We start from the raw sequence: 12,697 nt of genomic DNA, 5'->3' as shown, positions 1-12,697 counted from the left end.
GTGGATATCCAATGTAACACAGTTCTGAAGCAGGTCTGCTTAGCATAGCAAACAAGCGTTTAAAACATTGCCTAACTTATTCTAAATGTAATTTCTGCTGAAGTCGCCTGCTAATAGTTTGTTCACTTTGATATTGCTTCAAGTGTAACATAGGTTGCCCATGTGCTGCATGCAAGGGCGAACAATAGGCAATACAAAAGAATATCTATTTCTTTTCTAAGTTTGATCCAAAAAACAATGATAAACATCAATGGGAAAACCGCTATAAAAATAAAGAAAATTGTTGCCAGGGTCTCGAAAATATCCTGATCATCATTCATGAGCAACAGCCTGATCCCGAAGTAAAGCAACCAGACGAACAATGGAGAGAGAAAGCATATCAACAATTTCCATAATAACTTAAGCTTAAGGTGTTCAGGCACTGTATTGCGATAATTTTTATATAACCAAAAAACTATGCCACCCATGCAGATGATCAGGATTGCCAGCTGAATATAGGTGTTAAAAATGGTATCGGAACGAGTATTGATTTTTGAAGAAGACTTGAGCTTATCCTGGTTATAGTGTTTGATACTGGTTGTTTCTCCGTTAACAAACGTCTGTATAACCTTATCATTACTAATAGTATCCCTGATAATCCAGGTTGAGTCTTCAAATCCCATTTTATAAAGACCCTCAATGATGGGTTTACCATTTTTCATTCTTACAAACCTTCCGTCAAGTCGCCCGCCATTAAATCTTAAAGAATCAATTCCTTCCTCCGTATTTACCGTTACAACTGTTATTTTTCCCGGCGAAACCAAGCTGGCGCTATCTGCGATATCATATAAAACCTCCTTGTCAAGATCTTTGAGGGATAGGTTTTTGTTATAATCGTCATTCCTCACAGGCTTGCTGATGTATAAAGAATTTATTTTAACAACAAGCAAAGAATCCTTTTTGTAAAATTCAAATTCACTATGCGAACCCAGGTCGTGTATTATTGGATTTTTTAAAAGGACGTACTGTGGTTGATCGAAAGATTGGATATACTTTTGTTGGGTGGTAGCACAAAAAGAAAAAACAGCAACAACGCCAACAAAGTAGGCGCCCAATCGGGACATTAACGCTGTACCCATGGATTTACCTATGGATTGTTGCAAATTATTTTTTTGGTACATCCAGGCAAATAAGATCATGGGTAGTGCCATCAGATCGGAAAGATCAACCGTTCTTCCAATACTGAAATATGGTTTTATGAATTGAATGATCACTGAGGCATATTCGCTTTTCCAAAAAGTAAATAGGATCGCTGTAGATATAAAAACCCATATTTTTTGTTTAGGGAATATAGCCGACCAAAATATAGGAAAGATAAAAAGTCCACAAAAATCAGAAAGTTTTCCGGTAAACCAGTTATGGAACGCTGGCTTCAGAAAGAAGTCGTTGATAATTAACAGGACAAGAAAAAAAATGAAAAGTGGCGAAAGAAGATTTTTAAGGCGGTTATTCATATTTTAGCATTTACATCTGCTATTGATACCGATTATGGAATTTAGTAACCCTTAAAAGTGCACCAGTTACAATCAAGTTGTTAAACCAGATGGTAATGATCAAGCATATAAGCGTATTCTTGAGATGGGTGATAAAATGTTTTAATCCGAGATACCCCTATTTCAAAAATTAAACTTACTCGGTTCAGGCCGATGTCAGATTCGACATCATTAGGGATTTGCACTATTGGCTGATACAAAAAAGCGGGAGAATTTTTCAATTCCCCCGCTCAGCGGAGAGAGCGGGATTCGAACCCGCGGTACCTTGCAGTACACACGCTTTCCAAGCGTGCTCGATCGACCACTCTGACACCTCTCCGTATTGGATTGCAAAAGTAATTTTTTTATTCATATCTCCATAAAAATTGATGACAAGAAATTCAGTCTGATGAATTTATTCTTTTGTTAAGTTATATTCCGCTTAATCAATGTTTTTTTGTAAAGCTGAAGTCGTATAAAACAGGTTGCAAAGATTCTCTATTGCGGTCGAAAGGACGGTTCCCAAAGACCACAGCTCGACTTCTTTGACGGACTTTCGCCGGACGTAAGTCGGGGTTTCGTCGGACTTATGACAATTTCACACGACCAAAGTCGGAATTAAATCCGTCTTATATCCTTAGATAAAGATAAGCGATTAGCCTGATGTCTAAAAGATCGGGCATAAAAAAGGCGCCTCATTTAAAATGAAGCGCCTTGTAATAAATATATATAATTAATCTATAACTGTAATTTTTAACATATTGGTTTTACCTTTTGCTTCCATCGGAATAGCAGCCGTATTAATGATGATATCACCTTGTTTAACCAATTTTTTGCTTTTTAAGAATTCGTTCACTTCAATAATGGTATTATCAGTACTTTCCCACTTATCGTAGTAGAAACCTCTTACACCCCAAAGTAAACTTACCGCGTTTAATAATGCCCTGTTACTGGTAAAAATAAAGGTTAAGGCCTCTGGGCGGTGGCTTGAAATTTCGAAAGCAGTATAACCGCTTAAAGTCATCGATACAATACCTACCGCGTTGGTCTGTTTCGCTAAGAAACAAGCCGAATCACAAATCGCATCACTTAAGAAAGAAGGCGATTTTGGTTTTAAAAACTTATCAGGATGGAAAGGATAATTGTTCTCTTCAATGTTCTGAATAATTTTTTGCATGGTTTCGATCACGATCAGCGGGAATTCTCCAACTGAAGTTTCGCCACTTAGCATTACCGCATCAGCGCCATCCAAAACAGAGTTGGCTACGTCATTCACCTCTGCACGTGTTGGACGTGGGGTTGTGATCATACTTTCTAACATTTGGGTAGCTACAATTACTGGCTTAGAAGCCGCTCTACATTTAGCAACAATCATTTTCTGTAACAATGGAACTTCTTCCATCGGACATTCAACACCTAAATCGCCACGGGCAACCATAATACCATCAGTTACAGCAATAATTTCGTCTATATTGGCAATAGCCTCTGGTTTTTCTATTTTAGCAATTACACGGGCAGTTTTACCACGCTCAGCAATAATCTTTTTAAGTTCGATAATGTCTTCCGCCTTACGCACGAAAGATAAACCGATCCATTCTACGTCATTTTCTAAAACGAATTCTAAGTTTTCACGGTCTTCCGGAGTTAAAGAAGGAATGGAAACTTTAGTATTTGGCAAGTTAACACCTTTTCTGGACGTTAAAATTCCACCGTGAACAATCTCACAAACTACCTCATCTTTTAAATTGGTAGAAATCACTTTCATCTGAAGCTTTCCATCATCCAGAAGGATAATTTCGCCGGCCTGAACATCCTGCGGAAAGTTTTGGTAAGTAATGTAGATACGCTCTTCGTTACCAATACATTCATTCGTAGTAATTACGGTAGTATTTCCGTTAATCAGGTTAATACCACCTTCTTTTACTAAACCAATGCGAATTTTAGGCCCCTGTAAATCGGCAAGAATACCTACATTATATTCGTATTTTTTGTTTAATTCGCGGATGGTATCCAAAACCGCTTGATGATCTGCTTGTGATCCGTGTGAAAAATTTAGACGGCAAACATCTAAACCTGCGTTAAACATACTATATAATACATCTGGTTTTGCTGATGCAGGCCCAAGCGTGGCAACAATTTTAGTTCTCGAATGAAAAGGTTTCATTTATTAATTGATTTTAGGAATGCAGCTTAAAGAAAGCATTAATTATTATCTAAAATAATCAAACTGCATTAAATTTTATATATTTTGTTTTTTTGTTCTTTGTTTGTAACTGCCAAATATAGTGTATTTAATACACCATGTATATAATTTTTATATTACCAAATTTTCACGGCTCTTTAATTTAGTAGGATCAATTTTTGCAGCCACCTGTATATCAGGCAGTTTGTTCAATCCATTGATTAAATAATCCAAATCCTCCTTATCAATAAATTCTTTAATGATGATAAAAAAATCTACTTTGTTCATCTCCGGAATGAGAAAACCATCACTGCTTTTGTTGCATATTAAGTAGTATTCTACCTCACCCTGCTCTACAAAAAAATAATATTTAGAGAAAGACCAGGCTGGTTCATCAATATTAAAAAATATTTCGTGGTCTTCTATTTTTTCAAATTCAGTATTTAGCCGGGTATTAATTTTGTGGCAAAGCACATAGTCTTTTAAGGGTGCTGTGATCGCAATCAGTATAAAATCAAGGTCTAAGGTAAGTTTTAGGTAAGTCTTATTCAAAGCGAAATAAATTATTTACAGAACGAAATTAAAAAACTAATTCTATATTCGCTGTGTTATTGAGGTACCAAAATTACATATCGAAATAAAAACATTTGAAAATTGTAAGAATTTATTTTTCTTTGCACAGAATTATTTAACCATTAAATTATAAAATTATGTCTGATATTGCTTCAAGAGTTAAGGCTATTATCGTAGAAAAACTAGGTGTTGACGAAAGCGAAGTTACGCCAGAGGCTTCATTCACCAACGATTTAGGTGCAGATTCTTTAGATACCGTAGAATTGATTATGGAATTTGAAAAAGAATTCAATGTAGCTATTCCTGATGATCAGGCTGAAACCATCGGTACAGTTGGCCAGGCAATTGCTTATTTGGAAAAAAACGTTAAATAGAATTACGCTTTTTCAGTATAAATGGAATTAAAAAGAGTAGTAGTAACAGGGTTGGGTGCGCTCACTCCTATAGGCAATAATGTTCCCGATTTTTGGGAAGGGTTGACTAACGGGGTGAGTGGCGCTGCTCCTATTAAAGGTTTTGATACTGAAAAGTTCAAAACCAAATTCGCATGCGAGGTTAAAAATTTTAATCCTGAAGACTTTTTGGAGAAAAAAGAAGCCCGCAAGCTAGATCCGTTTGTACAATATGCTCTTGTAGCAACAGATGAGGCTGTTAAAGATGGTGGTTTTGATTTTGAAAAATTAGATACCAACCGGATCGGTGTAATCTGGGGTGCGGGCATAGGTGGATTGAAAACTTTCCTGGATGAAATTTCGAATTTCGCTAAGGGAGATGGTACGCCAAGATACAATCCATTCTTTATCCCTAAAATGATTGTAGATATCGCTCCAGGGCATATCTCAATCAAATACGGCCTGCGTGGGCCAAATTTTGCAACTGTTTCGGCGTGTGCTTCTTCAACAAATGCAATGATTGATGCATTTAACTATATCCGTTTGGGTATGGCTGATGTCATTATCAGCGGCGGTTCTGAAGCCATCATCAATGAAGCAGGTATGGGTGGTTTTAATGCCATGCATGCATTATCTACACGTAATGAAGATCCGGCAACAGCATCACGTCCTTTTGATAAAGACCGCGATGGCTTCGTAGCTGGTGAAGGTGCAGGAACCATTATTTTAGAAGAACTTGAACACGCTAAAGCAAGAGGTGCAAAAATTTATGCAGAACTTGTTGGCGGCGGAATGAGTGCTGATGCCAATCACATTACGGCACCGCATCCTGAAGGTTTAGGCGCTAGAATGGTAATGACCAATGCACTGAAAGATGCTGGTTTAACAACTGCTGATATAGATTATATCAATGTACACGGTACTTCTACACCACTAGGTGATATTAGTGAAACCAAAGCCATTGGTACATTATTTGGTGAAGATGCTTATCGTTTAAACATTAGCTCAACCAAATCGATGACTGGCCACCTTTTAGGTGCAGCTGGTGCTATTGAGGCTATTGCAGCAATTCTTGCTGTCAAAAATGATATTGTTCCTCCAACAATCAATCATTTTACAGACGATCCTGCATTTGATCCTAAATTGAATTTTACTTTTAATAAAGCACAAAAACGTACTGTTAGAGCTGCTTTAAGTAATACATTCGGTTTTGGTGGACACAATGCTTCTGTTATTTTCAAGAAATACGAAGATTAATTAGAACAGCATAGGTATATAATTTTGTATGCTAATTAAAAATAGATAACTTAGTTAAATATGCTAGTTAGCCGCTAATTGTGTTATTTATTTAATGCCGATATTAAAATTATATAAACTCTATCTCTCCCCTGAAAAGGAGTTTGTTAAAAAGCTGAAAAACATTTTAGGCTTTGTTCCAGGCAATGTTACGCTCTATAAAATGGCGTTCAGACATCGTTCTGCAGCAAAAATTCTAAAAAACGGAAGCAGAAGCAGCAACGAGCGATTAGAATTCTTAGGTGATGCTGTTCTGGGTTCGGTAATAGCAGAGTTGCTTTTTAAACACTATCCCTACAAAGAAGAGGGTTTTTTAACCGAAATGCGTTCGAAGATTGTAAACCGGGCTAATTTAAATCAGCTTGCGAAAAAAATTGGTTTTGATAAACTGATCCAGTTTGATCAACGATCAGTGAGTATACAAACCAAACACAATTCGATGTTGGGCGATGCTTTTGAAGCCATTATAGGTGCCATTTATATGGATAAAGGGTACAATTTTACCAAAGAGTTTTTATTGCGCAGAATTGTTAAACCGCATATCGATATTCATACCCTTGAACTTACTGAAACCAATTTTAAAAGTAAATTAATTGAGTGGTGCCAGCGCCATGGTAAGGATGTATTATTCGAACTTGCTGAAAACGGTGAAGGCGAAAGCAGTAAATTATTCACCATTAGTGCGATGGTAGAAGGCGAAAAAGTTGGTACCGGAAGAGATTACAACAAAAAAAACGCAGAAAAATTAGCAGCTGAAAAAGCTTGCGAAACGCTTAGTATCTAGAAGTTCATTAGTTTTACTGGCCATTAGTTCATAGTAACTGCAAACCGCTCACTGTTAACTGTATGATGGTTAACAGGTTAATTATTGAAACTGGTTAACTGAAATCCAAACTTCAGACTCGATCATGAGCAACTGTCAACTGTCAACTGTAAACTGTCTCTTATTTAATCAATAATTGTCGAATTGGTTAACTGAAATTCAAACATCAGACTCGATCATGAGCAACTGTAAACCGTCAACTGCAAACTGATCATCTGATTTCAACTCTAAACTGGTCGGTTGACTAAGGACTAAAGACTCCCGACTCAAGACTAAAACCTACTTTCCCTTTCCCAGTGTATCTGTAAATTTCTTGGAGGATTCTTTAATGTATTTAATATAATCGTAACTGTTCCAATACTGCGCTTTATCAAATTCAGGCCGACAGTTTAGCATGTACTTTTCTAAGGTATCGCCTCTTAATTCGGTATTGTTTTTAATGATGCTCTGGTTAAAGTATATATCAATCTGCGATTGCTTAATTTCATTATCGGCATACCTTCCAAATCTCCGTGCATTTTTAGGATCGCTACCAAACAGATTATATAGCGCGTTTAAAGGACTAAATATGGCAGACAAAACTGTTGTTTTACCGCCGTTGTATACACCCTTATTCTTAAAATCGCGTTTAATTTCATCTAAATCTTCTTTTTTGGTATTTCCTCTGATAGTTACATCGTCAAGTGTGGTGCTTCCTCTAACCAGGTAAACTACCAGATCTTTTTCGCTGCTTACCACCACACGCTGATCAATCAGGTCGCGTTTAATTACCAGCAGCGTATCGCCGATTCTCGCTTTTAACTGAAACAGACCAATATCATTGCTTCCCACACCTATTCCTGTCCGCAGATTGGTAATTTCTGATAATGCAATTCTGATATTTGAACCTTTTTCAATCACCACGCCTTTCACAATAAAATCCTGCGCGCTTGCGAAGAAACTGACTGAGGTAAAAACGAAGAGTATAACAGAAAATTTAAAATTTTTCATGGTGTGTTAATTTGTGTGTTTCAAAGTATCGGTATATTTCTTAGCCGATTCTTTGATATATTTAACCGCATCATAATTGCTCCAATTAAGCGTCATCCTGCGTGTTGGGTAATAATCAAGCAAAAACTTGTCCAGATCTTTTTCAGTTAAGGAAGTATGATTCGACACCAAACTTTTATTAAAAAATCTATCTACTTCGATCAAACTTAGCTCCTTTTTATAATAACGGTTAAAATTACGTGCTCTGGTTGGTGTTTTTCCGAAAAGCTCATAAAAAAATGTTATCGGATTTCCTCCAAATGGGTTAAGCAGAATTAATGGCGGTTTACCGGCATAAAATGAGCCATTGCTCTTCAGGTCTCTTTTTATGCTCTCCATTTCCTGTTTTTGGGTCTGCCCTTTAACTATAACCTCGTCTAGCATGGTACTTCCCCTGACCAGATAAACAACCAGGTCATCATTTGTTTTAACCACTACCTTTTGCTCATTCAGATTTCTTTTTTGAATGAACAGTGTATCTCCAATCTGGACATTTAACTGAAATATGCCAATATCGTTACTGGTTGCGCCTGTCTTACTACGGATGTTAGTAATACTGGCCAGAGCAATCCGCACATTTGAACCTTTTTCAATTATCACGCCGTTCAGCACAAAATCTTGGGCAGTGGCGCCAAAGCCATACATTAAGATGACGAGTAAAAGAATAGCTTTTAAAAGTTTCATTTTATTATAATGACGTATTTAAAGTATCTAAATACTGTTTTGCCGATTTTTTAATATAATCAGCGGCATCATAGATATTCCAGTTTTTAATCTGTTTATGCTTCGGTCTATAATCCAACATAAACTTATTCATTTGCTTCTCTGTTAAACTGGTATTATTTTTAACCAGACTAACATTGAAAAACCGGTCTATTTCCAACTCTTTTGTCTCATTATTATAATAACGGTCAAAACGTTTTGCATTTTTTCGTTCTGCGCTAAACAGTTCCATTATTCCGGCCAATGGATAACGCACATAATAAAGCGGGTTTCTCTTTTTACCATAAAAATAAGTTTTCTTACGGTGTTCTAACCTAACAGCCGATAGGTTTTGTTGTTTGTTTTCTGCCTTAATTGTTACATCATCCAGCATCATATCGGCCCTAACCAGGTTAATAACCAAATCCTGATTGCCAGGCACCACCACATAAATATTATCGAAATGCCTTTTGGTAATCAATAGGGTATCGCCTGGTTTGGCTTTCACCTGAAAGAAACCCATATCGTTACTTCCTACAGCTTGTTTATTATTAATATTGGTTACCACAGCCAATGCAATACGGATCTGGGTTCCTTTTTCTAAAATAACTCCTTTTGCTGATGTAATTTGAGCGAGCGTTTTTTTAGGTAAAATGAACCATAGCAATGAAAGTGATAACGTGATCAAAAATGCTTTCATATCTATAAGATATTTTTGTAAAATTAACATTTGTTAACCTTGCAAACTGTTAAAGAAACGTTAATCCCTATAAGAAACCTATTGGGCAGATTTTATCTACTGTATTCGGCAATAGTATTCTTTCTGCTCATGCTCATCGTTTGCTACATTTATGGGCCTGGGTTCTGCACCTGTAGGTAACAGGCTCTTGCCAAAAACTACTCCACATTGTACATAAACCCAATCCGATAGTTACCTGATGCAGCAGGCATCCAGATTTTTCATCGGTGTAAAGTGCAATATCATTAAGTTAGCTATTAGGCATAAGAAAATAATTAACCACGATAGAAAGGATGCACACAGATATGAAAATCCGTGTTTATCTGTACTCATCCGTGACTAAAAACCCTTAACTTAATAAAATTGTGATAAAGCATAAAGCGGGCTGCAATTACCAAAGAAATACTGAACGCTGGTTTTCTATTTATGAAGCGATTTGTCCGACAAGCTATAACTCGTCTCCTTAACCATTATTATTTCTCCTTTCGGCTTAAAACCCTATCTTTGCGCATGATAAAATCCATGACAGGATACGGCTTAGCAACAGCCGATTATGCAAACGCAAAGTATAGTGTCGAAATCAAATCGCTCAATAGTAAATTCCTGGAGCTTAATTTAAAATATCCTAAAGCTTTTTCCGATAAAGAATTGATTCTGCGTAACATCTGTAGCAAAGATATCGAACGCGGAAAGGTAAGTTTAAGCATCAATATAGAACGCAGTAATGGCGAAGTTACAGGCGCAACCATTAACACTGCACTGCTAACTCACTATTATAAACAACTTATTGCTGTTAATGAAGAATTAGGTGCAGATAGTAGTAACTTACTCCAAACAGCTTTAACCTTTCCTGATGTAATTAGTTATAAGGAGGAAAGTGTTAGCGAAGATGAATGGAACCATCTTTATCAGATTTTTACTGAAGCTCTGGCCAACTTTAACCAGTTTAGGGAAGATGAAGGCGCTGTTTTAAAGGCGGATTTAGAACTGCGCATTAAAAATATCCTGTCGTACTTTAAATCGGTAGAAGAATTGGAACCAAAAAGGATTTCGACCATCCGCGATAAATTTAACCAGTTTTTAGAAGACGCGGTGGGGAAGGTAAATATCGACCAAAACCGTTTTGAGCAGGAATTGATTTATTACATCGATAAAATTGACATCACCGAAGAAAAAACACGTTTAAAAAGCCACTGCGATTATTTCTTGCAAACTTTGGCAAGCAAAGAGGCAAATGGTAAAAAAATGGGGTTCATTTCTCAGGAAATTGGACGTGAGATTAATACTATGGGAGCAAAAGCAAATGATGCCCAAATGCAACAGTTTGTTGTAGGTATGAAAGAAGAATTAGAGAAGATAAAAGAACAGTTATTAAACGTATTATAAGGAGAAAGACTAAAGACTAAAGCATAAAGCAGCTTTGGTCTTTCAGCTTTTTGCTTTCAGCTTACAAAATGAAACAGGGCAAATTAATCATATTTTCAGCACCATCAGGAGCAGGTAAAACCACCATAGTACATCATTTATTAAAGAAATTTCCTGAACTGAGCTTTTCTATTTCTGCCACAACACGCGAGTCGAGAGGTAATGAACAACATGAAAACGATTACTATTTCATCAGTAAAGAAGAGTTTCTACACAAAGTTGCCCATCAGGAATTTGTAGAGTTTGAAGAGGTTTACAATGGAACTTTTTATGGCACTTTGCGCTCAGAAATAGAACGTATCTGGAACGACGGTAAACATGTTATTTTCGATATTGATGTAGAAGGCGGCATCCGTTTAAAAAGAAAATACGAAGAAGATGCATTAGCTATTTTTGTTCAACCACCTTCGCTAGATGTTTTGAAAGAACGTTTAAGCGGCCGTGGAACAGATAGTCAGGAAAAATTACAGGAACGTTTTATTAAAGCGGAGAAAGAATTGCTTTATGCAGATAAATTTGATGTGATCTTAAAAAATTATGATCTGGCTACCGCCTGTACAGAAGCAGAGCAATTGGTTGGGGATTTTTTGAAGAAATAGTTTCTTAAGCGCGCAGAAATCTTTATATTTGATTGATGACTGATATTCAATTATATAGCCAAATATCTTCATTGCCTTCAGACCTGAAGAAGCAAGTGTCTGACTTTGTATCATCCCTAAAGAAAAAATCGAAAGCCGCTAAAAAACTGAAAGAAAGACAATTTGGCTATGCCAAAGATTTCTTTAAAATGTCTGCCGATTTTGATGAACCATTAGAAGAATTTAAAGATTATATGTAATGCAGTTTCTGTTAGATACGCATACATTTATTTGGTTTATAAATGGAGATTCATCTTTGCCATATAAGATAATTGATGAAATCAAAAATCTAAAAAATCAATGTTTTATTAGCATTGCCAGCATATGGGAAATTGCGATAAAATGCAAACTACATAAGCTTTCTTTAAATGCAGATTTCAATAGAATTTTAGACTTTTTGGATCAGAATCAAATAGAAATATTACCAATTTCATTCGATCATATTGTTAAACTGAACGAATTAGATTTTCATCATCGTGATCCATTTGATCGGATTTTAATTGCTCAAGGCATCTCAGAAAATTTAATTATTTTAACAAAAGATCAAAACTTTAGCTTTTATAAGATTAAAACACTTTGGTAAATTAATAATATGAATAAATCCTTCATTGAAAACCATAGCGGTGAGAAAAGAGCATAAGGGTGAAGCGATCTTTTTAAATAGATTGCTTAGGATTCCTTAATCCTTTCTTCAATGACAATTACAGATACTGAAAACCGCAAATATGAAAACTGGTCTTTTCTTCGGTTCATATAACCCCATCCATACAGGGCATTTAATTATTGCCAATTATATGGCCAACCATACCGAACTGGATGAAGTATGGCTAGTGGTTTCTCCACACAATCCTTTAAAAGATAAAAGCGGTTTAACTAATATGTACGATCGTTTGGAAATGGCGAAACTGGCTACCGAAAATGCAGAACATATCCGCGTGAGTGATATTGAATTTGCATTGCCGCAGCCTTCCTATACCATTGATACGCTAACCTATCTGCATGAAAAATATCCTGAAAAGGAATTTGTACTGATCATGGGCGCTGATAACCTGGTTTCTTTTAAAAAATGGAAGAACTACGAGGTGCTGCTAAAAAACTATCAGATTTATGTGTATCCCCGTCCTGGAGCAAATGTGAGCGAATGGAAAAATCATCCCGCAGTTACTTTTACCAATACCCCTTTAATGGAAATATCCTCCACTTTTATACGTAAGGCTATTAAAGAGAAAAAAAATGTTCAGTTTTTTCTGCCTGATAAAGTAATTGACTTTATTGAAGGCAAAGGGATGTATCGAGCTTAATTTGCAATTTTTTTAAAACTTAGCGTATTAAATCGATTACTTGGACGGGTTTTTGTTTAATACGGCTTTGGTTTATTAATTTAGCA

General features: G+C 36.2%; 14 protein-coding genes and 1 tRNA gene. 8 read left to right on the top strand and 7 right to left on the bottom strand.

Annotation, left to right across the window (positions count from 1 at the left end; translation table 11 throughout):
• Positions 1-122: 122 nt before the first annotated feature.
• The 4 genes from BLR60_RS06905 to BLR60_RS06890 all read right to left on the bottom strand — a co-directional run bounded on the left by BLR60_RS06905 (position 123) and on the right by BLR60_RS06890 (position 4,245).
• Positions 123-1,493 carry a hypothetical protein gene (locus tag BLR60_RS06905; RefSeq protein ID WP_090498156.1) on the bottom strand — a complete coding sequence of 457 codons (1,371 nt, stop codon included), beginning with the start codon at positions 1,491-1,493 and terminating at the stop codon, positions 123-125.
• Positions 1,494-1,766: 273 nt separating this feature from the next.
• Positions 1,767-1,851 (bottom strand) — tRNA-Ser (locus tag BLR60_RS06900).
• Positions 1,852-2,244: 393 nt separating this feature from the next.
• Positions 2,245-3,675 carry a pyruvate kinase gene (gene pyk, locus BLR60_RS06895; protein WP_090498154.1) on the bottom strand — a complete coding sequence of 477 codons (1,431 nt, stop codon included), beginning with the start codon at positions 3,673-3,675 and terminating at the stop codon, positions 2,245-2,247.
• Between the two features lie 150 nt (positions 3,676-3,825).
• Positions 3,826-4,245 (bottom strand): IPExxxVDY family protein, encoded by a 420-nt coding sequence (locus tag BLR60_RS06890; protein ID WP_090498152.1) that lies wholly within the window; start codon positions 4,243-4,245, stop codon positions 3,826-3,828.
• A gap of 158 nt (positions 4,246-4,403) precedes the next feature.
• Here BLR60_RS06890 and BLR60_RS06885 point away from each other — a divergent pair, with 158 nt between their 5' ends.
• The 3 genes from BLR60_RS06885 (at position 4,404) to rnc (ending at position 6,738) form a co-directional block, all read left to right on the top strand.
• Entirely contained in the window at positions 4,404-4,640 is a 237-nt protein-coding gene (locus BLR60_RS06885; RefSeq protein ID WP_008508386.1) for an acyl carrier protein, read from the top strand.
• A gap of 21 nt (positions 4,641-4,661) precedes the next feature.
• Positions 4,662-5,915 (top strand): beta-ketoacyl-ACP synthase II, encoded by a 1,254-nt coding sequence (gene fabF / locus BLR60_RS06880; protein ID WP_090498150.1) that lies wholly within the window; start codon positions 4,662-4,664, stop codon positions 5,913-5,915.
• A 94-nt stretch (positions 5,916-6,009) separates the two neighbouring features.
• Entirely contained in the window at positions 6,010-6,738 is a 729-nt protein-coding gene (gene rnc / locus BLR60_RS06875) for a ribonuclease III (protein ID WP_090498148.1), read from the top strand.
• A 318-nt stretch (positions 6,739-7,056) separates the two neighbouring features.
• On the opposite strand, the gene BLR60_RS06870 is transcribed toward rnc, so the two are convergent.
• From BLR60_RS06870 to BLR60_RS06860, 3 genes are read right to left on the bottom strand one after another with little or no spacing between them, the layout of a single operon-like run.
• Complete coding sequence (locus BLR60_RS06870) at positions 7,057-7,767, bottom strand: hypothetical protein (RefSeq protein ID WP_090498146.1); 711 nt, start codon at positions 7,765-7,767, stop codon at positions 7,057-7,059.
• 6 nt (positions 7,768-7,773) lie between these two features.
• A complete protein-coding gene (locus tag BLR60_RS06865) occupies positions 7,774-8,490 on the bottom strand; it encodes a hypothetical protein (protein WP_090498144.1) in 717 nt (238 codons plus the stop codon).
• 4 nt (positions 8,491-8,494) lie between these two features.
• Positions 8,495-9,208 carry a hypothetical protein gene (locus tag BLR60_RS06860; protein WP_143009039.1) on the bottom strand — a complete coding sequence of 238 codons (714 nt, stop codon included), beginning with the start codon at positions 9,206-9,208 and terminating at the stop codon, positions 8,495-8,497.
• A 561-nt stretch (positions 9,209-9,769) separates the two neighbouring features.
• Between BLR60_RS06860 and BLR60_RS06855 the strand changes: the two genes are divergently transcribed.
• The 5 genes from BLR60_RS06855 (at position 9,770) to nadD (ending at position 12,611) form a co-directional block, all read left to right on the top strand.
• Positions 9,770-10,633 carry a YicC/YloC family endoribonuclease gene (locus tag BLR60_RS06855; RefSeq protein WP_090498141.1) on the top strand — a complete coding sequence of 288 codons (864 nt, stop codon included), beginning with the start codon at positions 9,770-9,772 and terminating at the stop codon, positions 10,631-10,633.
• A gap of 68 nt (positions 10,634-10,701) precedes the next feature.
• Positions 10,702-11,271, top strand: coding sequence for a guanylate kinase (gene gmk / locus BLR60_RS06850; protein WP_090498139.1), 570 nt, complete (start codon positions 10,702-10,704; stop codon positions 11,269-11,271).
• Between the two features lie 35 nt (positions 11,272-11,306).
• Positions 11,307-11,510 carry a type II toxin-antitoxin system VapB family antitoxin gene (vapB, locus tag BLR60_RS06845; protein WP_090498138.1) on the top strand — a complete coding sequence of 68 codons (204 nt, stop codon included), beginning with the start codon at positions 11,307-11,309 and terminating at the stop codon, positions 11,508-11,510.
• The gene (locus BLR60_RS06840; RefSeq protein WP_090498136.1) at positions 11,510-11,893 is read left to right on the top strand and encodes a type II toxin-antitoxin system VapC family toxin; all 384 of its coding nucleotides are present in this window, start codon (positions 11,510-11,512) and stop codon (positions 11,891-11,893) included. The genes vapB and BLR60_RS06840 overlap by 1 nt, the downstream gene beginning before the upstream one ends.
• Before the next feature lie 142 nt (positions 11,894-12,035).
• Positions 12,036-12,611, top strand: coding sequence for a nicotinate (nicotinamide) nucleotide adenylyltransferase (gene nadD, locus BLR60_RS06835; RefSeq protein WP_090498135.1), 576 nt, complete (start codon positions 12,036-12,038; stop codon positions 12,609-12,611).
• Positions 12,612-12,697 lie beyond the last annotated feature (86 nt).

Origin of the sequence: Pedobacter terrae (assembly GCF_900100705.1) — a bacterium.
Lineage (GTDB): Bacteria > Bacteroidota > Bacteroidia > Sphingobacteriales > Sphingobacteriaceae > Pedobacter > Pedobacter terrae.
Note: the sequence above shows the minus strand (reverse complement) of the source record. Positions and strands in the feature narration are given on the sequence as shown.